22 protein-coding genes are annotated in these 25859 nt (G+C 58.9%); 11 read left to right on the top strand and 11 right to left on the bottom strand.

The genetic code is table 11. From position 1 onward, the window contains the following. Positions 1-2: 2 nt before the first annotated feature. The 5 genes from pcaF to pcaR form a co-directional block, all read right to left on the bottom strand. Complete coding sequence (pcaF, locus tag JFU47_RS23905) at positions 3-1208, bottom strand: 3-oxoadipyl-CoA thiolase (protein ID WP_191623471.1); 1206 nt, start codon at positions 1206-1208, stop codon at positions 3-5. Further along, entirely contained in the window at positions 1205-1984 is a 780-nt protein-coding gene (locus JFU47_RS23900; RefSeq protein ID WP_140677521.1) for a CoA-transferase subunit beta, read from the bottom strand. Before JFU47_RS23900 ends, pcaF begins: the two co-directional genes overlap by 4 nt. Then, positions 1984-2841: a CoA transferase subunit A gene (locus JFU47_RS23895; RefSeq protein ID WP_007947285.1), complete on the bottom strand. Its 858-nt coding sequence runs from the start codon at positions 2839-2841 to the stop codon at positions 1984-1986. Before JFU47_RS23895 ends, JFU47_RS23900 begins: the two co-directional genes overlap by 1 nt. 283 nt (positions 2842-3124) lie before the next feature. Next, complete coding sequence (locus tag JFU47_RS23890) at positions 3125-4471, bottom strand: MFS transporter (protein ID WP_201186043.1); 1347 nt, start codon at positions 4469-4471, stop codon at positions 3125-3127. A gap of 289 nt (positions 4472-4760) precedes the next feature. Continuing rightward, positions 4761-5603 carry a pca regulon transcriptional regulator PcaR gene (gene pcaR, locus JFU47_RS23885; protein WP_008147316.1) on the bottom strand — a complete coding sequence of 281 codons (843 nt, stop codon included), beginning with the start codon at positions 5601-5603 and terminating at the stop codon, positions 4761-4763. Between the two features lie 493 nt (positions 5604-6096). Between pcaR and JFU47_RS33300 the strand changes: the two genes are divergently transcribed. The 3 genes from JFU47_RS33300 (at position 6097) to JFU47_RS23875 (ending at position 8325) form a co-directional block, all read left to right on the top strand. Next, the gene (locus tag JFU47_RS33300) at positions 6097-6225 is read left to right on the top strand and encodes a hypothetical protein (protein WP_259696353.1); all 129 of its coding nucleotides are present in this window, start codon (positions 6097-6099) and stop codon (positions 6223-6225) included. A 47-nt stretch (positions 6226-6272) separates the two neighbouring features. Then, positions 6273-6473, top strand: coding sequence for a hypothetical protein (locus JFU47_RS23880; protein WP_007935837.1), 201 nt, complete (start codon positions 6273-6275; stop codon positions 6471-6473). Between the two features lie 376 nt (positions 6474-6849). After that, positions 6850-8325, top strand: coding sequence for an inorganic phosphate transporter (locus JFU47_RS23875; RefSeq protein WP_123366871.1), 1476 nt, complete (start codon positions 6850-6852; stop codon positions 8323-8325). A 207-nt stretch (positions 8326-8532) separates the two neighbouring features. Here the strand turns inward: JFU47_RS23875 and ccoM are convergent, their stop codons facing one another. From ccoM to JFU47_RS23865, 3 genes are all read right to left on the bottom strand, one after another. Beyond that, on the bottom strand, positions 8533-8646 hold the full coding sequence (ccoM, locus tag JFU47_RS33395) for a cytochrome c oxidase subunit CcoM (RefSeq protein WP_054046898.1): 114 nt from the start codon (positions 8644-8646) through the stop codon (positions 8533-8535). A gap of 144 nt (positions 8647-8790) precedes the next feature. Beyond that, on the bottom strand, positions 8791-8952 hold the full coding sequence (locus JFU47_RS23870) for a hypothetical protein (RefSeq protein ID WP_095128014.1): 162 nt from the start codon (positions 8950-8952) through the stop codon (positions 8791-8793). 100 nt (positions 8953-9052) lie between these two features. Next, positions 9053-9394 carry an aspartate-semialdehyde dehydrogenase gene (locus JFU47_RS23865; RefSeq protein WP_095128015.1) on the bottom strand — a complete coding sequence of 114 codons (342 nt, stop codon included), beginning with the start codon at positions 9392-9394 and terminating at the stop codon, positions 9053-9055. A 252-nt stretch (positions 9395-9646) separates the two neighbouring features. Between JFU47_RS23865 and rapA the strand changes: the two genes are divergently transcribed. After that, positions 9647-12493 carry an RNA polymerase-associated protein RapA gene (rapA, locus tag JFU47_RS23860; RefSeq protein WP_201186041.1) on the top strand — a complete coding sequence of 949 codons (2847 nt, stop codon included), beginning with the start codon at positions 9647-9649 and terminating at the stop codon, positions 12491-12493. A gap of 172 nt (positions 12494-12665) precedes the next feature. On the opposite strand, the gene JFU47_RS23855 is transcribed toward rapA, so the two are convergent. After that, complete coding sequence (locus JFU47_RS23855; RefSeq protein WP_201186039.1) at positions 12666-14015, bottom strand: spinster family MFS transporter; 1350 nt, start codon at positions 14013-14015, stop codon at positions 12666-12668. Positions 14016-14306: 291 nt separating this feature from the next. Between JFU47_RS23855 and JFU47_RS23850 the strand changes: the two genes are divergently transcribed. Then, on the top strand, positions 14307-16589 hold the full coding sequence (locus tag JFU47_RS23850; RefSeq protein ID WP_201186037.1) for a putative bifunctional diguanylate cyclase/phosphodiesterase: 2283 nt from the start codon (positions 14307-14309) through the stop codon (positions 16587-16589). On the opposite strand, the gene JFU47_RS23845 is transcribed toward JFU47_RS23850, so the two are convergent. Further along, entirely contained in the window at positions 16480-17376 is an 897-nt protein-coding gene (locus tag JFU47_RS23845) for an NAD(P)-dependent oxidoreductase (RefSeq protein WP_201186035.1), read from the bottom strand. The genes JFU47_RS23850 and JFU47_RS23845 overlap by 110 nt on opposite strands. 197 nt (positions 17377-17573) lie before the next feature. On the opposite strand from JFU47_RS23845, the gene JFU47_RS23840 reads away from it, so the two are divergent. After that, positions 17574-19769: a hypothetical protein gene (locus JFU47_RS23840; protein WP_201186033.1), complete on the top strand. Its 2196-nt coding sequence runs from the start codon at positions 17574-17576 to the stop codon at positions 19767-19769. 281 nt (positions 19770-20050) lie between these two features. Here the strand turns inward: JFU47_RS23840 and JFU47_RS23835 are convergent, their stop codons facing one another. Beyond that, on the bottom strand, positions 20051-20356 hold the full coding sequence (locus tag JFU47_RS23835) for a DUF2288 domain-containing protein (protein ID WP_201186031.1): 306 nt from the start codon (positions 20354-20356) through the stop codon (positions 20051-20053). A 338-nt stretch (positions 20357-20694) separates the two neighbouring features. Between JFU47_RS23835 and JFU47_RS23830 the strand changes: the two genes are divergently transcribed. The 5 genes from JFU47_RS23830 (at position 20695) to JFU47_RS23810 (ending at position 25697) form a co-directional block, all read left to right on the top strand. Beyond that, positions 20695-21822: a branched-chain amino acid ABC transporter substrate-binding protein gene (locus JFU47_RS23830; RefSeq protein WP_123366878.1), complete on the top strand. Its 1128-nt coding sequence runs from the start codon at positions 20695-20697 to the stop codon at positions 21820-21822. A gap of 232 nt (positions 21823-22054) precedes the next feature. Then, complete coding sequence (gene livH / locus JFU47_RS23825; RefSeq protein ID WP_123366879.1) at positions 22055-22978, top strand: high-affinity branched-chain amino acid ABC transporter permease LivH; 924 nt, start codon at positions 22055-22057, stop codon at positions 22976-22978. Then, positions 22975-24231 carry a high-affinity branched-chain amino acid ABC transporter permease LivM gene (locus tag JFU47_RS23820; RefSeq protein WP_123366880.1) on the top strand — a complete coding sequence of 419 codons (1257 nt, stop codon included), beginning with the start codon at positions 22975-22977 and terminating at the stop codon, positions 24229-24231. Before livH ends, JFU47_RS23820 begins: the two co-directional genes overlap by 4 nt. Further along, positions 24228-24995 carry a high-affinity branched-chain amino acid ABC transporter ATP-binding protein LivG gene (gene livG / locus JFU47_RS23815; RefSeq protein WP_140892443.1) on the top strand — a complete coding sequence of 256 codons (768 nt, stop codon included), beginning with the start codon at positions 24228-24230 and terminating at the stop codon, positions 24993-24995. Before JFU47_RS23820 ends, livG begins: the two co-directional genes overlap by 4 nt. After that, positions 24996-25697: an ABC transporter ATP-binding protein gene (locus JFU47_RS23810; RefSeq protein WP_046046223.1), complete on the top strand. Its 702-nt coding sequence runs from the start codon at positions 24996-24998 to the stop codon at positions 25695-25697. The last annotated feature ends 162 nt before the right edge of the window (positions 25698-25859 follow it).

Here is a 25859-nt window from a genome sequence, read left to right as displayed (position 1 = left end):
TGTCAGACCCGTTCGATCGCCAAGGCCAGACCTTGGCCAACGCCGACGCACATGGTCGCCAGACCTTTCTTGCCACCGGTCTTTTCCAGCTGATGCAGCGCAGTCAGTACCAGGCGGGCGCCGCTCATGCCTAACGGATGGCCCAAGGCAATGGCGCCACCGTTCGGGTTGACCTGGGCCGCGTCGTCCGCCAGCCCCAGTTCGCGCAGCACCGCCAAACCCTGGCTGGCGAACGCTTCGTTGAGTTCGATCACATCGAAATCGCTGACGGCCAGGCCGAGGCGCTCGGTCAGTTTGCGCACCGCCGGTACCGGGCCGATGCCCATTACACGCGGTGCAACACCGGCACTGGACATGCCCAGCACTTTGGCGCGGGCGGTCAGCCCGTGCTTTTTCACGGCGTCGCCGGAGGCCAGAATCAACGCCGCAGCACCGTCGTTCACCCCGGAAGCATTGCCGGCGGTGACGGTTTTGTCGGGACCATTGACCGGTTTCAGTTTGGCCAGGGTTTCCAGCGTGGTGTCGGCGCGAGGATGCTCATCCTGGCTGACGACACTTTCACCCTTCTTGTGGGCAATGCGCACTTCAACGATTTCTTCGGCGAAAAATCCTGCGGCTTGCGCGGCGGCTGTCCGCTGCTGACTGCGCAGTGCGAAAGCGTCCTGATCCTCGCGGGAAACTTCGTAGTCGTCTGCCACGTTGTCGGCGGTCTGCGGCATCGCATCCACGCCGTATTGGGCTTTCATCAACGGGTTGATGAAACGCCAGCCGATGGTGGTGTCTTCCAGCTTCATGTTGCGCGAGAACGCCGCATCCGCCTTGCCCATCACGAACGGCGCGCGGGACATCGACTCGACGCCGCCGGCAATCGCCAGCTCCATTTCACCGCTGGCGATGGCGCGGAAGGCGGTACCAATGGCATCCATCCCCGAGGCGCAGAGGCGATTGAGGGTCACGCCCGGAATGGTTTCCGGCAGGCCCGCCAACAACAGCGCCATGCGCGCCACGTTGCGGTTGTCTTCGCCGGCCTGATTGGCGCAGCCGAGGAACACCTCGTCCACCGCGTTCCAGTCCACCGACGGGTTGCGCTCCATCAATGCCTTGATCGGCACGGCGGCCAGGTCGTCGGCGCGAACCGCCGACAGGCCACCGCCGAAACGGCCGATGGGGGTGCGAATCGCGTCGCAGATATAAACGTCGCGCATCAGGCTTCTCCGGGTGCTTGGCCGTGGGCCGCCGCGGTGCGGGCTTCCAGATCCCTGAGCGCCTTCAGTTCGACCTCGGTGGGCTCGGCGGTGTTTTCAACCGTGTCGGCGAAGCGAATCGCCCAACCGGTGGCGGCGACCACTTGTTCACGCGTCACGCCTGGGTGCAGCGCGGTGACCACGAATTCATGGGTATCCGCTTCCGGTTCCATGATGCACAGGTCGGTAATAATGCCGACCGGACCGGCGCCCGGCAGGCCGAGACGCTTGCGCGAATCACCGCCCTCGCCATGGCCGACCGAGGTAATGAAGTCGAGTTTGTCGACAAAGGAACGCGCCGACTGCTTGAGGATGATCAGCACGCTTTTGGCCGAGCCAGCGATCTCCGGCGCACCGCCGGCACCCGGCAGGCGGACTTTCGGCTGATGGTAGTCGCCCACCACGGTGGTGTTGATGTTGCCGAAGCGGTCGACTTGTGCTGCGCCGAGGAAACCGACGTCGATGCGCCCGCCCTGCAACCAATAGCGAAAAATCTCACCGGTCGGGACGACAGTGTCAGCGGTTTCCGCCAGCTCACCGTCACCGATCGACAGCGGCAGTACGCTTGGCTTGGCACCGATCGGACCCGATTCATAGATCAGGACTACATCTGGCGAGGAAGTAAGACGCGCCAGATTGGCGGCTTTCGACGGCAGGCCGATGCCGACGAAGCACACCGAACCGTTTTTCAGACGGCGGGCAGCGGCGACGGTCATCATTTCATTGGTGGTGTAAGTCATTACTTGGCCTCCGAAGCAGCGGCCAGTTTGGCCTGGAACTCGCTGAAGTCAGCGCAGCCGTGGATGTACTCGTTAATCCACGCGGTGAAGGTTTCACGGTCGCGGGCAATCGGGTCCCAGGCCTGGTAGAAACGGTTATCACGCTCGTTGTAGCCGTGAGCGTAGGACGGATGCGCACCGCCGGGAACGTGGCAGACTGCGCTCAAGGCCCAGGTCGGCAGCACGCAGGAGTTCATCGGTGCATTGAGGTCGTCGACGATTTCTTCGACGGTGACGATGCAGCGTTTGGCGGCCAGTGCGGCTTCTTTCTGCACACCGAGAATGCCCCACAACAGTACGTTGCCTTTGCGGTCAGCCTTCTGCGCGTGAATCACGGTGATGTCCGGGCGCACCGAAGGCACGGCCGCCAATACTTCACCGGTGAATGGGCAGGTGACGGTTTTGATCAGCGGGTTGACCTTCGGCAGGTCGGAACCGGCGTAGGCACGCAGCACCGCGAACGGTAGGCCGGAGGCGCCAGCGACGTAGGCATTGGCCAGGTCGGCATGGCTGTGTTCTTCGATTTCCAGCGCATGGGGCCACTGCTTCTCGACGGCGTCACGCAGACGGTGCAGCGAACCGACGCCCGGGTTGCCGCCCCAGGAGAAAATCAACTTGCGAGCGCAACCGGCGCCGATCAACTGATCGTAGATCAGGTCAGGCGTCATCCGCACCAGGGTCAGGTCTTTCTTGCCCTGGCGAATGATTTCGTGACCCGCCGCCGTAGGGATCAGATGAGTGAAGCCTTCGAGCGCGACCGTATCGCCGTCGTTTACGAATTGCTTCACCGCGTCGTGCAGCGAAAGGATTTCAGCCATGGGGCAGGCTCCCGTTTTGTTATGAACCGACAGTGGAAGAAAAAGGCGCGATGCGCAGCGCCGGAATGACTGAAGAGTAAGCCCCTTAAAAACGCCAAACAATCCGATAATCGACTAATCGTTCGATTATCGAACACATTGTTGTCTGCCTACCGATCCCCAAAAGCTTCGACGGAACGCCGCCCGGAGCCGGCTCGCTCCCACAGGGGAACGCGATCAACCGTGGGAGCGAGCCTGCTCGCGAAGAGGCCATCAAAACCACTTGAGATTCAGGATCAGACTGTCAGGTCGCATCCGCATGGCTGACCATGCCCTTGATCACCACCGCCGTGGTTGCCAATGCCGCTGGAATCACCAGCGCTGTCAGTACCTGCTCGAAGTTCCAACCCAGCCCCAGCAGCGTTGCGCCCATCCATGCACCGAGAATCGCGCCAAAGCGGCCAATCCCGAGCATCCACGACACCCCGGTCGCCCGCCCCTGCGTCGGATAAAACCGCGCCGCCAGTGAAGGCATCGCCGATTGCGCGCCGTTGACGCACATCCCGGCCACGAGCACCAACGTCGCCAATAGCGTTATGTTGCCCAGACTCTGCCCTACCGCGTAGGCAAATACCCCGGCGAATAGATAGAAAATGCCGATAACCTTGTGCGGATTGAACCGGTCCATCGCCCAGCCCACGCCCACCGCGCTCAACACCCCGCCAAACTGGAACAACGCGCCAATGAACGCGGCCTGCTCCATACTCGCGCCGCTGTCACGCATCAGCGTCGGCAGCCAACTGGTCAGCAGATAAACAATCACCAGCCCCATGAAGTAGGTCAGCCACAGCAACAAGGTGCCGGTGCTGTAGGTGCCGGAGAAGATCACCGCGAACACGTTGCGCGCCTTCACGGTTTTCTGTTCCGGCACGCTGAAGCTCGCAGCCTGGGCGACGACGATTGGATCGATTGGCGCCAGGGTCTTGCGCACTTTGTCAGTGCCGCGATTGCGGACAACGAGGTAGCGTGCCGATTCCGGCAACCAGAACAGCAAAACGACGGCGAGGATCAGCGGCAATATCCCGCCGATCATCAGCAGACTGTGCCAACCAAAGGCCGGAATCAGTTTGGCGGAAATGAAACCGCCGCCCGCCATGCCGAGGTTGAAGCCGCAGAACATGCTGGTCACCAGCAGGGATTTCTTGCGCTCCGGGGTGTATTCGGACAGTAGCGTCGTGGCGTTCGGCATGCCGGCACCAAGGCCCAGGCCGGTGAGGAATCGCAGCACCAGCAACTGATCGACGTTGGTGCTGTACGCCGAAGCCAGGCTGAACGCGCCGAACAACAGGACCGCGCCCACCAGTACGATTTTTCGCCCGAAGCGGTCAGCCAATGGGCCAGAACCCAGTGCACCGAAGACCATGCCGATCAACGCCGCGCTCATCACCGGGCCGAGACTGGCGCGGTCGATGCCCCAATCCTGAGACAGGGCGGGCGCGATGAAACCCATGGCCGCCGTGTCGAGGCCGTCGAGGAAAACAATCAGGAAACACAGGATCACCACTCGCCATTGGTAGCGCGAAATGGGTTGAGCATTGATGAAGGACTGCACGTCGAGGCAGTTTCCTACAGCAGACTGAGGCTGGTTCATTATTTTTATTCCACGCAAAGAACGCAGTCGGACAGGTGCCAGCCAAGGCTGACACTGTCACAAGAAAGAGGTGTCGGAATCAGGCGATGCGGTTCCGGCAGGGAAACCGATGGGAACAGCGACAGTCGGGAAACGTACGCATGGGAGGTGCCTCTTCTCATTATTATTGGGGTCGTCGTCCGGCAATGGAGCGAGAACAGCAGCGCCGGATGACGCTGCCGCGACATTAATGATCCAAGGGAAAGAGCGTCAATTCGATAAACGCGACTCTGTGCGTTTATCGAACAGCTTAGGCGAAGAGTTGCGCGCTGAGATCGCGACTCGCGCTCAGAAGGCCAGGCAGGAAACGTTGTTCCAGCTCGTTGCGGCTGACTCGACCGGCGTGGGTACTGACGTTTAGCGCCGCTACGACTTGGCCGGAAGCGTCGTACACCGGAACGGCAATCGAGCGCAGGCCCTGCTCCAGTTCCTGATCGACAATGCACCAACCTTGCTGTCTCACCTCTTGCAGGCATTCGAGCAACGCCTCGGGGGTGTGCAGGGTTCGGCTGGTCTTGGCTTGCAGCTCTGCATGGTCGAGGTACTCGCGCAATGATGTATCGTCCAGCGCCGCGAGAAGAATCCGGCCCATTGAAGTGCAATAGGCGGGCAGACGTCCACCCACCGACAGGTCAACGGAAATCAGTCGCTGGGTGGTGGCCGAACGAGCGATGTACAAGATGTCATCGCCTTCCAGAGTGGCCATGTTGCAGGCTTCATGAAGTTGCTCGCTCATGCGGTCCAGGTAAGGCTGAGCGGAAACCGCCAGCGGCGTCGAGGACACATAGGCATGGCCAAGCGTCAGTACTTTGGGCAGCAGCGAATACGTGCGGCCGTCGGTAGTGGCGTAGCCGAGTTTGATCAGCGTGTGCAGGCAACGTCGCACAGCGGCGCGGGGAATTTCCGTGCGGTGGCTGATCTGGGCGATGGTGAGGTGACGTTTGCGCTCCTGGAACGCTTGCACCACGGCCAGGCCACGGGCCAGGGATGTCATGAAATCCGGGTCGCCAGTCAGTGCCTGGATCCGCTTGGCGGGCGAGGCAACGATCGGCGGCGCCACTGAAGCGAAGGAATTGCGCATTTGATCGTTCATATAAGGTCCTTTTCCCACACGGTTCAGCGGCTATTACAAGCGTCAGCCGGTCCCTCACACAACCCCGGACAGCCAAGACTGTTCGATTATCGAACCATCGACCGATAATCGCAATCGGACCAGCCGATTATTGAACGGGCTTGCACCTATTTTTACACTGGCTCTGACGCAGACTAAAAGGGTCGATGTAATTGTCCTAACTTGTTCGACTTAATGGCGTCAGAAAGGCATCACTGTAACGTCGTGCCGCCGAACGACCTAGTTAGCCGTATAAAGTTGCGAGTAACAAAACAATCACACATCAAGACCCACTTTTAACTCTTTGGTGATAGTGTTCTTCGAATCGACCGCTATAATGCAATTCAGTGGTGTCCGGTTTTTAATTGCCGATTCCGCCACCCGGTAGCGCGATGTTCCATCGCCGTTACCCGCAGCAAGCGCCTGACATTTATTTCATATGCTTAGCCAAGGCGTTCGCTGAAACAGGAAACTGATGCTACGTCAGCTGTTTATCTCTGGTGCCGTGGCCGCCTGCAACATGGAAGTAATTGATCGCAATGCCGTAAAAAATGATGCCTTTGCGGGTCTTGTCCTTTCGGCGAGCGTGGTCAAATACATTTGATGCAGCGCGTTTCACCAGAGTTTATCTCAACTCAATCAGGTAGCACTGTGACGAAAGACGAACTGCGCGCGGAACTTGAGCGCCAGGAACAACGTTACAAGGAAGTTTATGGCGGGGAAGTCACCACCTACGCCGCTCAGCCCGAACCGGAACGCAAACCCTGGCGTAAACGCGCCACCGTTCAGGATCAGGCTTTCACTCAAGAATTGCAGAAAATGGAAAAGGAACTCAAAGCCGAAGAGCCATAAGCCCTCGGCCTGAATCCTTTCAAGGGTCTGCGTCTGCACCCGTTAAAAACGGGATGTATCGATGATGCCTTTCGCGCCCGCTACCAGCGGGCAGCGGCCACCTCACCCACCGGATGAGGCAAATGGCGCATGTCTGGCCCTCTTTTCAGATATTTCACACAAGCGTTAAAACCTCTTGTTTCTACGAGAGGACGCCTTGTGGCTGCGGCCTTTTCAAAGAAATTCAATGACTTGCAAAACCCAGTAAAAACCTGGGCCTTGGGCTGCTGTCACAAATTAATTCGTTGAAGAATGTTACCGATGAGCACCTAGTGCATCGATTTGCAGTCTTTTCTGGCATAATCGCGCCCCCTTACGACCGGGTCAGAAAACCTTCATGATCGATTTATTCAGCGGACTAGATGCTTGGGTGCTTGTGAGCCTCTTGCTCGCCCTGGCCTTTGTCCTCGCCTTCGAGTTCATCAACGGCTTTCATGACACCGCTAACGCGGTGGCCACTGTTATCTACACCAAAGCCATGCCGCCCCATCTGGCGGTGTTCTTTTCCGGTGTGTTCAACTTTCTCGGCGTGCTGCTGGGCGGTGTCGGCGTGGCGTATGCCATCGTCCACCTGCTGCCGGTAGAGCTGCTGATCAATGTGAACACCGGTCACGGGCTGGCCATGGTGTTCTCGCTGCTCGCCGCAGCCATCACCTGGAACCTGGGCACCTGGTATTTCGGTATCCCGGCTTCCAGCTCCCATACGCTGATCGGGTCGATCCTCGGTGTCGGCCTTGCCAACGCCTTGATCAACGATATTCCGTTGGCTGATGGCGTGAACTGGCAGAAGGCAATTGATATCGGTGCGTCCCTGGTGTTCTCGCCAATGGCCGGTTTCATCGTTGCCGCTCTGGTGCTGATCGGACTGAAATGGTGGCGCCCACTGTCGAAGATGCACAAGACGCCGGACCAGCGCCGCAAGCTCGATGACAAGAAGCACCCACCGTTCTGGAACCGTCTGGTACTGGTGATCTCGGCCATGGCCGTGAGCTTCGTGCACGGTTCCAACGATGGCCAGAAAGGCATCGGCCTGATCATGCTGGTGCTGATCGGTATCGTGCCGGCGCAGTTCGTACTCGACCTGAGCAGCACGACTTATCAGATCGAGCGGACCCGCGATGCGACCCTGCACCTGAGTCAGTTCTATAAGCGCAATGCCGAAACGCTGGGTGAGTACCTGGCCTTGGGCAAAAGCGTGGAAGGCGATCTGCCGGAGAAATTCCGTTGCAACCCGCAACAGACCGAACCGACCATCACCGCCCTGCTCGGCACCCTTAAAGGTGTAGCGGACTACCATTCGCTGCCGTCTGAAAGCCGCATCGAAGTGCGTCGTTATCTGCTCTGCCTGGACGACACGGCGAAGAAAGTGGGCAAGCTGCCTGGCCTCGCCCCCCGTGAAAAGGCTGACCTGGACAAGCTGCGCAAAGACCTGACCACCACCACCGAATATGCCCCGTTCTGGGTGATTCTCGCGGTCGCCCTGGCACTCGGCCTGGGCACCATGGTCGGCTGGAAGCGCGTGGTTCTGACCATCGGCGAGAAGATCGGCAAGCAAGGCATGACCTACGCTCAAGGCATGTCTGCACAGATCACCACCGCGTGCATGATCGGCCTGGCCAACATCTTCAGCCTGCCGGTCTCCACCACCCACGTCCTGTCCTCGGGCGTGGCCGGCACCATGGTCGCCAATAAAAGCGGCCTGCAAGGTGGCACGGTCAAAACCATCCTACTGGCCTGGGTCCTGACCCTGCCAGCCACAGTGGGCCTGTCGGCCGGCCTGTTCTGGCTGGCGTCTAAGGCACTGGGCAGCTGATACATCGCTGCTAAAAAAAAGGCGCGTTCCGTGAGGTTCGCGCCTTTTTTATGCCGCAATCTTCGCTACACCACCGATCAACGGTGGGATCGCCGCACCGCCGCTCCCACAGTAGTTCTATGTACATCCGACAGATTTTCGCAGGCAAAAAAAAGGGCAACCGAAGTTGCCCAAAATGCCTTGCGTGCTCATTGCTTCCAGAAGGACCTACGGTTTGCGCTTATGCGAATCCTTCCAGATGAAATATCCAAACCCTGCAAAAAACAGAACCATGAGGCCGACTGTCAGCACTCCGGCGATCACCACGTTGTCGAAAAACATGACTGGCCTCCTGCACTTGCTCTGTTGCGATAGGGCTAAGTTAACCAATCAGGCAGGGGAAAAAATTGACCGGGATCAATGTCGCCCGAGACTGGGCGTAAAGGAGGGGAAATAACTGACCTGCATCAACAGATGCAGGGTGTTTCAACGCTTTTTCGGTTTGTTCTTCGGCTTTTTCTTCGCTTTACCCAACGGCATGGCGTGCTCGAACGCCTGGCGCACTTCGTTCAGGCGCTTTTCATTAAGGTCATGAACCCGCTTGGCGCGTTCGGCGTTGAGATCGATCAGCTTGTCGTCTTGGCTCATGGTGCTCAGTGCATCGCCTGGAATGAAATTCAGTTGCCGCATCTGCAGGCAAGGATGTGCCAATAATGCGGTCTGATCGCGGCGCTGACCAGCCGTGACCTCAAATCTGGATATCGACCCACAAACCCTGCCGTGGCTGATCTTCCATCAATGGCGCCACTGGCACGGTATTGTCAGCGTTGAGCTCGTCACCGGGAATCGCCAGGTGCTCTTCAGGATCTTCATCGGCTTCACGGCGGCGCCTTTGCTGTTCCTGCTTGCGGCGCTGTTCCTCGCGCAGCTGAAACGCCGCCTCTTCCGGATCGCGCTGTTGCAGGTCGATGGTGCTTTCGTTGGAGCTTTCCTGCACCGGCACCACGGGCGGAATATCCGGCCGCTGGCGAATCGGATCCTGCTGTGAGGTGATTGGCACGGCACTCAAGGGGAGCATCGGTGGCAGCATAATTATTAGTCTCCTGTCAGCAGGCTGTCGGCTGCGGGGATGGCGACTTGAGCCATCGGTCGCAAACTGTGACCCGTTTGGCACTTGTAGGAGCTGCCGCAGGCTGCGATCTTTATCGGACAACATAGAACTCAAGCGTTCCCCAAGATCAAAAGATCGCAGCCTTCGGCAGCTCCTGTGCCGTAAACCTTTTGGTCTGGAGGGCCGATTCCGTTAAGATAGCCCGCTTTTTCAAGGTGGGAGTCAGGCAGCATGGCGCAGCAGTATCAACCGGGGCAACGCTGGATCAGTGACAGCGAAGCCGAGCTGGGTTTAGGCACCGTTCTGGCACAGGACGGCCGCTTGTTGACCGTGCTCTACCCGGCCACTGGCGAGACTCGCCAGTACGCGCTACGGAATGCGCCCCTCACCCGCGTGCGGTTTTCGCCGGGTGACTCGATCACTCACTTCGAAGGCTGGAAACTGACCGTACAAGAAGTCGACGACGTCGACGGCTTGCTGGTTTACCACGGCCTCAACGGGCATAACGAAGTGGTTACCCTGCCGGAAACCCAACTGTCGAACTTCATTCAGTTCCGCCTGGCCAGCGATCGTTTGTTCGCCGGGCAGATCGACCCGCTGGCCTGGTTCTCCCTGCGATACAACACCCTGGAACACACCAGCCGCCAATTGCAGTCCGCGCTTTGGGGCCTGGGTGGCGTGCGTGCGCAACCGATCGCGCACCAGCTGCACATCGCCCGTGAAGTCGCCGACCGCATTGCGCCGCGGGTATTGCTGGCAGACGAAGTGGGCCTGGGCAAAACCATCGAAGCCGGTCTGGTGATCCATCGCCAACTGCTCTCGGGCCGCGCCAACCGCGTGCTGATCCTGGTTCCGGAGAACCTTCAGCACCAGTGGCTGGTCGAGATGCGCCGCCGCTTCAACCTGCAAGTCGCGCTGTTCGACGAAGAACGCTTCATCGAAAGCGATGCCGCCAACCCGTTCGAAGACACCCAGCTCGCGCTGGTTGCACTCGAGTGGCTAGTGGAAGACGAGAAGGCCCAGGACGCGCTGTTCGCCGCCGGTTGGGACCTGATGGTCGTCGACGAAGCGCACCACCTGGTGTGGCATGAAGACAAGGCCAGCCCGGAATACTCGCTGGTTGAACAACTGGCCGAAGTCATTCCCGGCGTCCTGCTGCTGACCGCGACCCCGGAACAACTGGGCCAGGACAGCCACTTTGCGCGTCTGCGCCTGCTCGACCCGAACCGTTTCCATGACCTGCACGCCTTCCGCGCCGAGAGCGAAAACTATCGCCCGGTGGCCGAAGCCGTCCAGGAGCTGCTGGACAAGGGGCGCCTGTCGCCTGAAGCGCACAAGACCATTCACGGTTTCCTCGGCAACGAAGGCGAAGCGCTACTGACTGCGGTCAACGATGGCGACACCGAAGCCGCCGCCCGCCTGGTCCGCGAACTGCTCGACCGCCATGGCACCGGCCGCGTGCTGTTCCGTAACACCCGCGCCGCCGTGCAGGGTTTCCCGGAGCGCAAACTGCACCCGTACCCGCTGCCATGCCCCGACGAATACCTCGAATTGCCATTGGGTGATCACGCCGAGCTGTACCCGGAAGTCAGCTTCCAGGCTCAGCCGGACGCCAATGAAGAAGAACGCTGGTGGAAATTCGACCCGCGCGTCGAGTGGCTGATCGACACGCTGAAGATGCTCAAGCGCACCAAAGTGCTGGTGATCTGCGCCCATGCTGAAACCGCCATGGACCTGGAAGACGCCCTGCGCGTGCGTTCCGGCATCCCGGCCACCGTCTTCCACGAAGGCATGAACATCCTTGAGCGTGACCGCGCTGCCGCCTACTTCGCCGACGAAGAATTTGGCGCGCAAGTGTTGATCTGCTCGGAAATCGGCAGTGAAGGTCGTAACTTCCAGTTCTCGCACCACCTGGTGCTGTTCGATCTGCCATCGCACCCGGACCTGCTGGAGCAGCGTATTGGTCGTCTGGACCGGATCGGCCAGAAGCACATCATCGAACTGCACGTGCCGTACCTGGAAACCAGCCCGCAAGAGCGTCTGTTCCAGTGGTACCACGAAGCGCTGAATGCGTTCCTCAACACCTGCCCGACCGGCAACGCCCTGCAGCATCAGTTCGGCCCGCGCCTGCTGCCGCTGCTGGAAAATGCCGACGACGGCGAGTGGCAAGCGCTGATCGACGAAGCCCGCGCCGAGCGCGAACGCCTGGAAGCCGAGCTGCACACCGGCCGTGACCGCTTGCTGGAACTCAATTCCGGCGGCGCTGGCGAAGGTGATGCACTGGTCGAGGACATCCTTGAGCAAGACGACCAGTTCGCCCTGCCGATCTACATGGAAACCCTGTTCGACGCCTTCGGCATCGACAGCGAAGACCATTCGGAAAACGCGCTGATCCTCAAGCCGAGCGAAAAAATGCTCGACGCCAGCTTCCCGCTGGGCGACGACGAAGGCGTGACCATCACTTACGATCGCAACCAGGCGCTGTCTCGCGAAGACATGCAGTTCATTACCTGGGAACACCCGATGGTTCAGGGCGGCATGGACCTGGTCTTGTCCGGTTCCATGGGCAACACCGCCGTGGCGCTGATCAAGAACAAGGCGCTGAAGCCCGGCACCGTGCTGCTGGAACTGCTCTACGTCAGCGAAGTGGTTGCCCCGCGCTCGCTGCAACTGGGCCGTTACCTGCCACCGGCCGCCCTGCGCTGCCTGCTCGATGCCAATGGCAACGACCTGTCGGCCCGTGTGTCGTTCGAAACCCTTAACGATCAGCTGGAAAGCGTGCCGCGTGCCAGCGCCAACAAGTTCATCCAGGCCCAGCGCGATCAGCTGACGCCACGGATCAACGCCGGCGAAGAGAAGATCTTCCCGCGTCACGCCGAGCGCGTGGCTGAGGCGCAGCGTCGTCTGGCCGCCGACACCGACGAAGAACTGGCGCGCCTGACTGCGTTGCAAGCGGTCAACCCGACCGTGCGCGACAGCGAACTGATTGCCCTGCGCAAGCAACGCGAGCAAGGCCTGGCCATGCTCGACAAGGCTGCGCTGCGACTGGAAGCGATTCGGGTGTTGGTGGCGGGCTAAATCCCCTGCTCCACCCCGCTATAAAAAGAAGGCCCGCAGCGATGCGGGCCTTTTTTTGTCTGCTTGATTGTTGCTGTGCTGCTGATGACCTCTTCGCGAGCAGGCTCGCTCCCACACTGGTTCTGTGGCGTTCACAAATCCCCTGTGGGAGCGAGCCTGCTCGCGAAGGCCATTAGGCAGTCACCGCAGAACCCACAGGCTCAACCACCGCCACCAACCCTTCCTTCATCCGCTTGGCATCGCGCACAAAACACCGCGAAGCCAGGAACAGAAACACCATGGTGAAAAACAGCGCCACCGGGATCAAATACATCGCGTCATGCAAGCCGACAGCCTTGAACGCCTCGGTCATCTGGTCAGCACCGGCCGAGAGCATCGCCGTATGTGCAAAGTGGTCGGACAATGCGCCCACTACCACTGGCCCCAAACCACCCCCCAGCAAATACAACCCGGCAAAGAACAGCGCCATGGCCGTAGCCCGCAAGCGCGGCTCGACTACGTCCTGAATGGCGGTGTAAACGCAGGTGTAGAAGTTGTAGGCAAACAACCAGCCCACACTGAACACCGCCACAAATACCCCGATCTCGATCCGCCCGGCATGCAGCGCCCAAGCCGTGCACACCGTCGAGATGATCAAGCTGAACGCGGCAAACAGCAGTCGCCCATTGGCCACCCGCTGGTGAATCTTGTCCGCGACCCAACCGCCCAGTGTCAGGCCGAACAACCCGGTCACGCCGACGATCACCCCGGTCGCCACCGCCGCTTCCTGTAACGGCATCAGGAAATAGCGCTGCAACATCGGCACCAGAAACGAGTTGCAGGCATACGTGGCGAAGTTGAAGCACAGCCCCGCCATCACCAGCCACAGGAAAGTCGGCACCGCCAGCACCCGACGGATCGGCCGGTCTACGCGCTCCTGAGAAACCTGCACACTCTCCGCGGCGCCGCGTTTCGGTTCTTTGATGTAGAACATGAAGATCGCCAGGATCAGCCCCGGCACTGCCGCGATAAAGAACGGCGCGCGCCAGCTGTCGAACGCCTTGACCATGGCGCCGATGGTGAAGAACGCCAACAGCAACCCCAGCGGCAAGCCGAGCATGAAAATGCCCATCGCCCGCGCCCGACGGTGGGCCGGAAACAGGTCGCCGATCAGCGAGTTGGCGGCCGGTGCGTAACTGGCTTCACCGATGCCGATGCCCATGCGCACGATCAGGAAAGCCCAGAAACTCCCCACCAGGCCGTTGACCGCCGTCAGCCCGCTCCACGCCGCCAGGCCCCAGCCCATCAATTTACTGCGCGAACCGGTATCGGCCATCCGTCCCAGCGGCAGGCCGGCAATGGCATAAACAAGGGTGAATGCGGTACCGATGATCCCCAGCTGAAAGTCGCTGAGGTGCCATTCCATGCGGATCGGTTCGATGATGATGGCCGGAATGGTGCGATCGAAGAAGTTGAACAGGTTGGCCAGGAACAGCAGGAACAGAATGCGCCAGGCATTCGCCGCTTGGGTCGAGTTCTGCATGGGTCCGTCTCTTTTATTGTTTTTAGGGCTTCACTGCCAGCGCATCCGAGCCCGGAACCTGCAATCTAGTCAGGCCCGCCAGAGCTGTCTGTCATTATTTGTAAAGGTGATAGCGCCCCATGTAATGAGGCGCCGCCCATGCAACATTTTATTTCTAAAAATTCAGAGGCTCATTCCAAAATCATTAGAACCAATATGCCACTACCGCTTGCACTCTGTGCATGACACCTATACTCCAACGCATTCACCAGGTTCATGGTGTTGGCCAGAATAATGGATGCGGGGCGTACGATGGAGTGGCCTGCTTTATATTTCACTACCCAACTACCAGAGTTCGGGCAGGTCATACTCAATTGCGCTCATAACCCCTTTCTGGTGTTACTGGCCTATGTGGTCGCCTGTGTGGCCGGCTTCGCCACGCTGGACATAACCGAACGAGTTGGCCATGCAGAAAAATCAGCGTCCCAGCGTCTCTGGTGCTGGATCGGTGCCGGGTGTCTGGCGGGCGGTATCTGGGCCATGCACTTCATCAGCATGCTGGCGTTCCAGGCGCCGATCGAAATCCATTACCAGCTGCCCATCACTCTGATCTCACTGTTGTTCGCGCTGACGGCCTCGTGGCTGGCGATGCATACCCTCAGCCATCCTCATCTGAGTTTCTGGCAATACTTGCGGGCCGCCGTGTGGATTGGCCTGGGCATCGCGACCATGCACTACATGGGCATGGCCGCCATGCGTTCGGTTGCGACGGCCTATTACCAACCCGCCCTGTTTGCCCTCTCCATCGTGATCGCGATTGGCGCAAGCCTGGCCGCATTGTTGATTTCCAGTCACCTGCGCGAAGGCAGCGGTGTGTTACATCAACTACTCAAATACACCGCCAGCCTGGTGCTCGGGGCCGGTATCGTCAGCATGCACTTCACTGGCATGGCAGCGCTCAATCTGGTGCTGCCCGCCGACAGCCTCCAGCCGCTGCCCGGCGAAAACAATCATCTGCAACTGGGTCTGACGGTGGCGGTCATGACGCTGCTGATCATCGGCAGCAGCATCAGCGCGGCGCTGGCGGACAAGAAACTGCAAAACAAGGAGCGCGACCTGCAACGGGTCAACGCCCTGCTCAGTCAACTGGACCAGGCGAGGATGTCGTTACAACAGGTGGCGCACTACGACCCCCTGACCAACCTGATCAACCGTCGTGGCTTCAATCAGATTTTTGCCGAGAAACTCATCGAGAAAACCAACGAAGGCGGCATGCTGGCGGTGCTGTTCCTGGACATCGACCATTTCAAGCGGATCAACGACAGCCTCGGCCATGATGCCGGCGACGAATTGCTCAAAGTCCTGGCCAACCACATAAAGTGTTCGGTGCGCAGCCACGAAGATGTGGTTGCGCGCTTCGGAGGCGACGAGTTTTGCATCCTCATCGGCCTGCATGATCGTGATGAAGCGCGGCACATGGCCCAGCGCATCATGGCGAAAATGAAGGAGCCCATCGAGCTGTCCGGGCGGCGCATGGTCATGACCACCAGTATCGGCATCAGCGTGTTTCCGGAAGATGGCAAGACCTGTGAAGAGTTACTGAAAAACGCTGACCTGGCGCTGTATCAGTCCAAGGACAGCGGGCGCAATGGCCTGAATTTCTTCAGCGAAAACCTGAAAACCCGCGCGACGCTGGAACTGCAACTGGAAGAAGAGCTGCGCCACGCCCTGCGCGAAAACACCGGGCTGATGCTCTATTACCAACCGATCTATGACCTGAAAACCGCTCAGGTCAGCAAACTTGAAGCGCTGATCCGCTGGCAACATCCGGTTCACGGACTGCTGGCACCGGACCGGTTCATTGCCATCGCCGAGGCCAACGGCCTGATCGCCGAACTGGACAACTGGGTCCTGCGCAAAGCCTGTGAGGATCTGGGCGAGTTGTCGCGCCAGGGTTGCGAGGAACTCCACATCGCCGTGAACTGCTCACCCCTGAACCTGGCGCGCGACGAATTGGCCGATGAAATCGAACACGCGCTGCGGGTCGCCGGAGTGGCGCCGCAGCGGCTGGAGCTGGAAGTGACCGAAAATGCGCTGATGGGCAACATCGCCGATACGCTGGTGTTGCTGCGCCAGATTCGTGCCCTCGGCGTGTCGCTGTCGATTGATGACTTCGGCACCGGTTACTCATCACTGGCCTATCTCAAACGGCTGCCACTCAACACGCTGAAGATCGACCGCTCGTTCATCCAGGACATTCCCAAGGCCACCCAGGACATGGAAATCGTTCAAGCGATCATCGTCATGGCCCACACGCTGCATTTGCAGGTGGTGACCGAAGGCGTCGAAACCCTTGAGCAATACGAGTTTCTGGAGCGTAACGGCTGCGACTTCGTGCAGGGCTACCTGCTCAGTCGTCCGGTACCGCTGGCGCAATTGCGTCCCGTGCTGAGCGAAATCAACCAGCGCAAGCACCCGCACAGTGTCAGCCCTTTGAGTCTGGCTCGCGGTACAACTGCACTAGCGTCGACGGATCTTTTTCCAGGAATCCCTGGCTCCCATGCAGTCGCATCAGTTGTGCGGCCAGTCCACTGATCGGCGTGGCCGAGCCTTGCTCACGGGAAAACTTCACCGCGGTGTCGAGGTCCTTGAGCAGCGTGCGCACATGCCATTTCACCGGTTCGAAACGGCTTTCGGCCATTTGCGGAGCCAGGATCTGCAAGGGCTTTGAATCGGCAAACCCGCCTGCCAGCGCCTCTGCGATCAGACTGGCCTGCACCCCGGAACGCTCGGCCAACGCCACCACTTCAGCGATCACCAGCGCGTTGCAGGCGACGATCATCTGATTGCAGGCCTTGGTCACCTGCCCCGCTCCGACGGCGCCCATGTGGGTCACGCGCTGGCCGAGGCTCAACAGCACAGGCCTGACGCGCTCAAGATCCGCCGTTTCACCGCCCACCATGATCGCCAGGCTGCCGGCCTCGGCGCCAACCACTCCGCCGGACACGGGTGCATCCAGCCAGCTCATGCCGGTTTGGCTGACCAACGCTGTCGCCATTCCCCGCGTCGCGGTAGGTTCCAGGCTGGAAAAATCCACCAGCAATTGACCGCTTTTCGCACCTTGCGCAATCCCTGCCACGCCAAACACCACCTCACGAACCACCGAGGTGTCCGCCAGGCACAACATCACCACGTCGGCGTGCTGACACAGCTCAGCCGACGTGGCGACCTGTCGTGCACCTCCCTCGACCAGCGGCGCGCACTTGGCTGGATTGCGGTTCCACACCGTCAGCGGATAACCCGCTGCCAGCAGTCGCTGGCACATCGGCAAACCCATCAAGCCGATCCCGGCAAACCCGAGCGAAGGTAACGTTGCCATCATTTGGCCTCCTTTTGATTAAAGATCGTCGAATATTGGCCGATTCATCATGACTTAGGAAAGGATTCCCCCGAGCGATGCTCAGGCCAAGGCCCTGACGCTTGGGCCAAATACGCGCAGAAAAAAGACGCGAGATCCCATCCGTGATGGTTCGACGACATCGTGTCGCTCAACCAACCAGCCCAGGTACATGGCGCACAATGACTTCTAAAAATAATCCGGCCACTGCGATATCCGATCTGACGCTGAGCCCCGCGGCAAACAGCCCCGCACCGTCGAAGCCATTGACGCCATCGCGCCCGTTGGCGACTCAGCAATACCTGTACTTCACCGAAACCAATACCGACCGCATTCTCGATAATCTCGACGGTCTGCGCGACATGGTGTTCCCGCGCCCACCGCATCTGGAAGGCGACAGTGAACATCACAGCGATCAGGAATTCCCGTCGGTGTGCCTGATCGGCCTGGGCCGCTGCGGTTCGAACATCGCGCTGGACGTGGCGGAGCTGGTGTACAACGCCCGCAAGTTCTACCTCAACGAATTCAATAACGAAGACCGTCCTTCGCCGGACAAACGCTTCGCCGAAAAGGGCTACAGCCCGGCACAGTGGATTCGCAACAACCTGCGCCTGGGTTCGAACAAGGCCAGCAAACCGGTGTTTCTGGTAGAACCGCTGGTCATGCTCGGCGACCTGGACAAAGACATCGCCGGCCGCATCCGTTTCTCGCGCAAAGGCGAAAAAAGCGGCTTCCTGCGCGACTACAGCAAAATGAAGATCATGGACTTGTCGGAAGTCCACGCCGGTGGCGCCGGTAACGCGCCGATCCTCGGTCAGTACCTGGCCAAGATCATCCTGAACAAGGACACCCAGCGTTTCTCCAGCCCTGACTGGAAGATGATTCATTCGTACCTGATCGATAGCTGCGGGATCAAGGCCAACCAGTCGCGCCTGTACTTCTCGATTTTCAGCGCCGGTGGCGGTACCGGTTCGGGCATGGCCTCGGAATTCGGCCTGGCCCAGCAGCACTCGTACATGAACAAGACGTTCGATACCAAACCGATGGACGAGCACGACGGCAAAAGCGGTCATTCCTTCGTCTTCGAACCGATCTTCACCAGTGGCATTTGCGTGTTGCCGAACATTTCCGATCACCGCAGCGAAATGTCCGAAGCGTTGCACATCAACGCCGGTCGCCTGCTGTGCAAATACCTGTCGGAAGAGTGGGACTTCTCCTACAACTTCGCCAACGAAGACAGCAGCGAAGCCAGTGTCATGGGCCGTATCCGCCCATGGAACGCGATGATGCTGATCTCCAACGACATCATGCGTTACGCCGAAGAAAGCGATGACGGCAACATTCAGAACATCGACGTCAACGCGATGGAAAAGCACGCCAACCAGTACATCTCACAGCAGATCTTCAACATTCTGACGGCGCAAGCGGTCACCACCGACTACGACCAGAACTATTTCCGTCGGGCCGGCATCGACATTGGCGAAACCATTCGCCTGGACGCCAACGACCTGTTCATGAGTCTGGCCGGCCCCGTAGCGATTGCCTACGCCGAGTCCGTGGTGCCGGAAACCCCGCCGCCGAGCAGCGACAAGTTCAAGGTGTTCGAGAAAGAACCGCAGCGCCTGAACATCGACGATCTGTTCTTCCGCTCCATCGACTTGCCGCACTTCAACAAAGTGACCCAGGCGATCGAAGGCATCAGCTTGTTGCCGATCGAATCCAAGCGCTATCGCGCCTCGCTGGAGCAGTACAAGAATTCGGGATACGACGCGGCCGCGTTGCACGACCTGCACTTTTTCAAGAACTGCTCGTCGGTGGTCTCGATTGTTTCGCTGCCAAAGGACTACAAGCTGTCCTACATGGACTTGAACCGGTTGAAGACCCACCTCAACAGCCTGTTCCCGAACACCACGCTCAAGCGCTATGCGTTGGTCATCGGCGCCTCGGCCAACCTGTCGCTGACCACCCTGATCGCCAAGAGCCCGTGCCTGTCGGACGACTTCCTGACGCTGATCGTGGCCTTCATCAAGCGTTGCTTCGCGAAAAACCCGTACCGCTTTGACGAGACTCTGGATAACTCGATCCTGGACTTCATCATCAATGAAGAGTTTGACGAGGACCGGATCGACGAACTACTGAATGAATTCGAGAACCCGGCGAAGATCCTCGACACCAACTGGTACGCGATCAAACCGATGTACGAGAAGAAGTACCGCGAGCTAATCAACGACAAAGACAAGTTCGTCTCGATCAATGACATTCGTCTGTCCCGGGACTGCGTGAAGAAGGCGATCAAGTACTTGCGCGAGATCTACCGTCACCGGATTGGCAAGACCAAGGTTATTTCGCTGAATAACCATACCGGTAAAACCTTCTAAAACCGCGTCGCCCCCATTCGCGAGCAGGCTCGCTCCCACAAGGTCGTCACTGATCCCTGTGGGAGCGAGCCTGCTCGCGAAGGCGGCGGTAGATTCACCGCAAAATCCAACATTCAGAAACAATTAAGCAGCCATCAGGCTGCCCCTTAAACTGTTCCCGTTACGTTTACGTCACCCTCGCCAAGACCCTTCTGTGGCCTTTCTCTACGGCAACATGCCATCACGCTACTCGGCTACACACTTTTGCCCGACAAAGTCATGCACCAATCAAGTGCAAGCTTTCAGCTCGTCGCCCTTTCCTGGATCAGAATCCATGGCGAAACGACCACTGCCCACAGCTCCGGATCGCGTTCGAAAAGATCCAGCGCCCGCGTTTCAGACAGCTTGGCGACCTTGTCGGCGGCCAGCCAGGCTGCCACTTTCTCGCCGTCATCGGTCGCGACTGCCTCCGCTGCAGCAATCAAATCCAGATCGGGATCGACCCACAATAGGGCACCCTTGGCGAAGAACGGCTCAAGCTCCTTCCAGGTAATAGATGCGGTTTCACCAAGCAGCTTGGCATAGAGGGTGCTAGGTTCTTGAGTCATGGGTCCTGTCCGGAAAAGAAATTGACGCAATCATAACGTCGGTGGTCTGGCAGAAAAACCCGGATGCAATTGAGTGATCGATTGAAAACAGCAGGAAAGCCAAGGATTGCTGATATTTCAGCTATAACCCCCGCCGCCATTCTGTCTTTTTCTTTCAATAAAGCGACACCCTCAGGTTTTGCCCCCTGGCGCCAGCTTCCCAGGCTAACAATTGGCGCTCTACACTGTACCGGTACAGTTGCCGGGGGCATTTTCCGGAGGATATCGAAGATATCTGACCCGGTTCTGCTGCTACGGCGCCAGGACTATAAAAACTACAACAGTAAGAGTGGAGCACTATGACTAAGGCTACTAAGCAGATTTCCAAACTGTTTGCCGCTATGGTTCTGGCCGGGGTTGCCAGCCATTCGTTCGCAGCTGACACCATCAAGATCGGCATCGCCGGCCCTAAAACCGGCCCTGTAGCCCAATACGGCGACATGCAGTTCAGTGGCGCCAAAATGGCCATCGAACAGATCAACGCCAAAGGCGGCGTAGACGGCAAGAAACTCGAAGCCGTTGAATACGATGACGCATGTGATCCAAAACAAGCGGTAGCGGTTGCGAACAAAGTCGTCAACGACGGCGTCAAGTTCGTGGTCGGTCACCTGTGCTCCAGCTCCACTCAACCGGCTTCGGACATTTACGAAGACGAAGGCGTGATCATGATCACCCCGGCTGCCACCAGCCCGGACATCACCAATCGCGGTTACAAAATGATCTTCCGTACTATCGGTCTGGACAGCGCCCAGGGCCCTGCCGCCGGTAACTACATTGCCGACTTCGTAAAACCGAAGATCGTTGCTGTTCTGCACGACAAACAGCAATACGGTGAAGGCATCGCCACCGCCGTGAAGAAAACCCTGGAAGGCAAAAACGTCAAGGTTGCCGTGTTCGAAGGCATCAACGCCGGCGACAAAGACTTCTCTTCGATGATCTCCAAGCTCAAGCAAGCCAACGTCGACTTCGTCTACTACGGCGGCTACCACCCGGAGCTGGGTCTGATCCTGCGTCAAGCCCAGGAAAAAGGCCTGAAAGCCAAGTTCATGGGTCCGGAAGGCGTGGGTAACGACTCCATTTCGCAGATTGCCAAAGACGCTTCCGAAGGTCTGCTGGTAACCCTGCCGAAATCCTTCGACCAGGATCCGGCCAACATCGCCCTGGCTGATGCGTTCAAAGCCAAGAAAGAAGACCCAAGCGGTCCGTTCGTGTTCCCGGCCTACTCGGCTGTTGAAGTCATCGCTGGTGGTATCACTGCTGCCAAGAGCGAAGACCCTGCCAAAGTGGCTGCTGCCATCCACGCAGGTTCCTTCAAAACCCCGACTGGCGACCTGAGCTTCGACGCCAAGGGCGACTTGAAAGACTTCAAATTTGTGGTTTACGAGTGGCACTTCGGCAAACCTAAAACTGAAGCCAAGCCTCAGTAAGGCGTTGCCTGACTGACTGCCAATAAAGCCCACGGCGTGCCGTGGGCTTTGTTTTACGAACGTATTGGGCTGCGCTGGCGTGATCCGCCAGTCTCCCCACCTGAAAATCTCAAAACCGTCATCAGCGGTTCGCTGGCAAACCTCGCGTTCGAAGTGGATGCAGATCCACGGGGCTCGAGCGGGAAAATGACTCCACCAGTGAAATGCGTATCAGGTTTTTAGGAGCGCTGTAATGCCTGACATCTATCACTTCTTCCAACAGCTGGTTAATGGTCTGACCATTGGCAGTACGTATGCCCTGATCGCCATCGGCTATACGATGGTTTACGGCATCATTGGAATGATCAACTTCGCCCACGGCGAGGTGTACATGATTGGTTCCTACGTGGCGTTCATCGCCATTGCGGGCCTGTCCATGATGGGACTCGACAGTGTTCCGCTGTTGATGACCGCCGCTTTTCTCGCGACCATTGTCGTGACCAGTGCCTACGGTTACAGCATCGAACGGATCGCCTACCGCCCTCTGCGCGGCAGCAACCGTCTGATCCCGCTGATTTCCGCCATCGGCATGTCGATCTTCCTGCAGAACACGGTTCTGCTGGCGCAAGACTCCAAGGACAAATCCATCCCCAACCTGATCCCCGGTAACTTCTCCATCGGGCCAGGTGGCGCACAAGAAGTGCTGATTTCCTACATGCAAATCGTGGTGTTCGTGGTGACCCTGGTCGCCATGCTCGGCCTGACGCTGTTCATCTCCCGCTCTCGCCTGGGTCGCGCCTGCCGCGCCTGTGCCGAAGACATCAAGATGGCCAACCTCTTGGGTATCAACACCAACAACATCATCGCCCTGACCTTCGTCATCGGTGCCGCACTGGCAGCCATCGCGGCTGTGTTGCTGAGCATGCAATACGGCGTGATCAACCCGAACGCCGGTTTCCTGGTCGGCCTCAAAGCCTTCACCGCAGCGGTACTCGGCGGTATCGGCAGCATCCCCGGAGCCATGCTCGGCGGGATCGTGCTGGGGGTGGCGGAAGCCTTTGGTGCCGATATCTTCGGCGACCAGTACAAGGACGTCGTGGCGTTCGGCTTATTGGTTCTGGTGTTGTTGTTCCGGCCAACCGGCCTGTTGGGCCGTCCGGAGGTTGAAAAAGTATGACTAGGAATCTTAAACAGGCGTTGTTCAGCGCCTTGCTGGTGTGGGCCGTTGCCTACCCGGTACTCGGTCTGAAACTGACCATTGTCGGCATCAACCTCGAAGTCCATGGCACCAGCACTGCAACGCTGATCACCATCGCCGTGTGCTCGGTGCTGATGTTCCTGCGGGTGTTGTTCGATCAGCAGATCAGCTCGGCCTGGAAATCCTCGCCGAACATGCCGGTGATGCCGGCCAAGGCCAGTACGTTCCTGACTTTGCCGACCACCCAGCGCTGGATCATCATCGCGTTGATCATCGGTGCTCTGGTCTGGCCGTTCTTCGGCTCCCGCGGTGCGGTGGATATCGCCACGCTGGTGCTGATCTACGTGATGCTCGGCCTGGGCCTGAACATCGTGGTCGGTCTGGCCGGTCTGCTCGACCTCGGTTACGTCGGCTTCTATGCCGTCGGCGCCTACAGCTATGCGCTGCTGTCGCACTACTACGGTCTGAGCTTCTGGATCTGCCTGCCGATCGCCGGCCTGATGGCGGCCACCTTCGGCTTCCTGCTCGGTTTCCCGGTCCTGCGTCTGCGCGGTGACTATCTGGCGATCGTGACGCTGGGCTTCGGTGAAATCATCCGTCTGTTCCTGCGTAACCTGACCGGCCTCACGGGGGGTCCGAACGGCATCAGTAACATCGAGAAACCGACGTTCTTCGGCCTGACCTTCGAACGAAAAGCCGCCGAAGGCCTGCAGACGTTCCACGAGTACTTCGGCCTGGAATACAACTCGATCAACAAGGTGATCTTCCTTTACCTCGTTGCGTTGTTGCTGGCGCTGTTTGCCCTGTTCGTCATCAACCGCTTGCTGCGCATGCCGCTGGGTCGTGCCTGGGAAGCGCTGCGTGAAGACGAAATCGCCTGCCGTGCGCTGGGCTTGAACCCGACCATCATCAAACTCTCGGCCTTCACCCTCGGTGCCTGCTTCGCCGGTTTCGCCGGCAGCTTCTTCGCCGCGCGTCAGGGCCTGGTGACACCGGAGTCGTTCACCTTCATCGAGTCGGCGACCATCCTCGCCATCGTGGTGCTGGGTGGCATGGGCTCGCAACTGGGCGTCGTACTCGCCGCCACAGTGATGATCCTGTTGCCGGAAATGATGCGTGAGTTCAGTGAATACCGCATGTTGATGTTCGGCGCCTTGATGGTGCTGATGATGATCTGGCGTCCTCAAGGACTGCTGCCCATGCAACGTCCTCACATGGAGCTGCGCAAATGAGCCGCGAGATCCTTAAAGTCGAAAATCTGAGCATGCGCTTCGGCGGCTTGCTGGCGGTCAACGGCGTAGCCCTGAGCGTGAAGGAAAAACAGGTCGTGGCACTGATCGGCCCGAACGGCGCCGGCAAAACCACCGTGTTCAACTGCCTGACCGGTTTCTATAAACCGAGCGGCGGCAGCATCCTGCTGGACGGCGAGCCGATCGAAGGCCTGCCCGGCCACAAGATCGCCCTCAAAGGCGTGGTGCGCACCTTCCAGAACGTGCGGCTGTTCAAGGACATGACGGCGGTCGAGAACCTCTTGATCGCCCAGCACCGTCATCTGAACACCAACTTCCTGGCCGGTCTGTTCAAGACCCCGGGGTTCCGCAAGAGCGAGCGCGAGGCCATGGAGTTCGCCGAGTTCTGGCTGGACAAGGTCAACCTCAAGGCGTTCGCCAACCGTCCGGCCGGCACCCTGGCCTACGGTCAGCAACGTCGTCTGGAAATCGCTCGCTGCATGATGACCCGTCCGCGGATCCTCATGCTCGACGAACCGGCCGCCGGCCTGAACCCGAAGGAAACCGAAGACCTGAAGGCGCTGATCAGCATGTTGCGTGAAGAGCACAATGTCACCGTGCTGCTGATCGAACACGACATGAAACTGGTCATGAGCATTTCCGACCACATCGTCGTGATCAACCAGGGCACGCCTCTGGCCGACGGCACGCCGGAACAGATCCGCGACAATCCCGAAGTGATCAAAGCCTACCTGGGGGAAGCGTAAATGCTGCAATTCGAAAACGTTTCCACCTTCTACGGCAAGATCCAGGCCCTGCACAGCGTCAACGTGGAAATCCGTCAGGGCGAAATCGTCACCCTGATCGGCGCCAACGGCGCGGGCAAATCCACCTTGCTGATGACGCTTTGCGGTTCACCGCAAGCCCACAGCGGCAGCATCAAGTACATGGGTGAAGAACTCGTGGGGCAGACCTCGGCGCAGATCATGCGCAAGAGCATCGCCGTGGTTCCGGAAGGTCGTCGGGTGTTTGCCCGTCTGACCGTGGAAGAAAACCTTGCCATGGGTGGGTTCTTCACCGACAAGGGTGATTATCAGGAACAGATGGACAAGGTTCTCGGACTTTTCCCACGCCTGAAAGAGCGCTTTGCCCAACGCGGCGGCACCATGTCCGGCGGCGAACAGCAAATGCTCGCCATCGGCCGTGCGCTGATGAGCAAACCCAAGCTGCTGCTGCTCGACGAACCTTCGTTGGGCCTGGCACCGATCATCATCCAGCAGATCTTCGACATCATCGAACAACTGCGCAAGGACGGTGTAACGGTGTTTTTGGTGGAGCAGAACGCCAACCAGGCGCTGAAAATTGCTGACCGCGCGTATGTTCTGGAGAACGGCCGGGTGGTGATGACAGGCACGGGTGAAGCACTGCTGACTGATCCGAAAGTGCGCGAGGCGTATCTGGGCGGTTGAGTGATTGCGGTAAATAAAAAACGGCCTTCGGGCCGTTTTTTTATGCCTGACACAAACTCCGCAACGATGAAAATCCCCTGTGGGAGCGAGCCTGCTCGCGAATGCAATTTCACATTCAACAGAAATGTTGTCTGCCCTACCGCTTTCGCGAGCAGGCTCGCT

The organism is Pseudomonas sp. TH39(2020), assembly GCF_016650715.1.
Lineage (GTDB): Bacteria > Pseudomonadota > Gammaproteobacteria > Pseudomonadales > Pseudomonadaceae > Aquipseudomonas > Aquipseudomonas mandelii_C.
This window is presented reverse-complemented; position numbering and strand designations above follow the sequence as displayed.

Excerpts from the sequence above, each read along its gene's own strand:
- JFU47_RS23900 (WP_140677521.1), bottom strand. The coding sequence starts at position 1,984 with ATGACTTACACCACCAATGAAATGATGACCGTCGCCGCTGCCCGCCGT.
- JFU47_RS23855 (WP_201186039.1), bottom strand. The coding sequence starts at position 14,015 with ATGCAGAACTCGACCCAAGCGGCGAATGCCTGGCGCATTCTGTTCCTG.
- ccoM (WP_054046898.1), bottom strand. The coding sequence starts at position 8,646 with ATGTTTTTCGACAACGTGGTGATCGCCGGAGTGCTGACAGTCGGCCTC.
- livG (WP_140892443.1), top strand. The coding sequence starts at position 24,228 with ATGAGCCGCGAGATCCTTAAAGTCGAAAATCTGAGCATGCGCTTCGGC.
- JFU47_RS23875 (WP_123366871.1), top strand. The coding sequence starts at position 6,850 with ATGATCGATTTATTCAGCGGACTAGATGCTTGGGTGCTTGTGAGCCTC.
- JFU47_RS23890 (WP_201186043.1), bottom strand. The coding sequence starts at position 4,471 with ATGAACCAGCCTCAGTCTGCTGTAGGAAACTGCCTCGACGTGCAGTCC.
- JFU47_RS23895 (WP_007947285.1), bottom strand. The coding sequence starts at position 2,841 with ATGGCTGAAATCCTTTCGCTGCACGACGCGGTGAAGCAATTCGTAAAC.
- livH (WP_123366879.1), top strand. The coding sequence starts at position 22,055 with ATGCCTGACATCTATCACTTCTTCCAACAGCTGGTTAATGGTCTGACC.
- JFU47_RS23850 (WP_201186037.1), top strand. The coding sequence starts at position 14,307 with ATGGAGTGGCCTGCTTTATATTTCACTACCCAACTACCAGAGTTCGGG.
- JFU47_RS23820 (WP_123366880.1), top strand. The coding sequence starts at position 22,975 with ATGACTAGGAATCTTAAACAGGCGTTGTTCAGCGCCTTGCTGGTGTGG.
- rapA (WP_201186041.1), top strand. The coding sequence starts at position 9,647 with ATGGCGCAGCAGTATCAACCGGGGCAACGCTGGATCAGTGACAGCGAA.
- JFU47_RS23835 (WP_201186031.1), bottom strand. The coding sequence starts at position 20,356 with ATGACTCAAGAACCTAGCACCCTCTATGCCAAGCTGCTTGGTGAAACC.
- pcaR (WP_008147316.1), bottom strand. The coding sequence starts at position 5,603 with ATGAACGATCAAATGCGCAATTCCTTCGCTTCAGTGGCGCCGCCGATC.
- JFU47_RS23845 (WP_201186035.1), bottom strand. The coding sequence starts at position 17,376 with ATGATGGCAACGTTACCTTCGCTCGGGTTTGCCGGGATCGGCTTGATG.
- JFU47_RS23870 (WP_095128014.1), bottom strand. The coding sequence starts at position 8,952 with ATGAGCCAAGACGACAAGCTGATCGATCTCAACGCCGAACGCGCCAAG.
- JFU47_RS23865 (WP_095128015.1), bottom strand. The coding sequence starts at position 9,394 with ATGCTGCCACCGATGCTCCCCTTGAGTGCCGTGCCAATCACCTCACAG.
- JFU47_RS23840 (WP_201186033.1), top strand. The coding sequence starts at position 17,574 with ATGACTTCTAAAAATAATCCGGCCACTGCGATATCCGATCTGACGCTG.
- JFU47_RS23830 (WP_123366878.1), top strand. The coding sequence starts at position 20,695 with ATGACTAAGGCTACTAAGCAGATTTCCAAACTGTTTGCCGCTATGGTT.
- JFU47_RS23810 (WP_046046223.1), top strand. The coding sequence starts at position 24,996 with ATGCTGCAATTCGAAAACGTTTCCACCTTCTACGGCAAGATCCAGGCC.
- JFU47_RS33300 (WP_259696353.1), top strand. The coding sequence starts at position 6,097 with ATGCTACGTCAGCTGTTTATCTCTGGTGCCGTGGCCGCCTGCAACATG.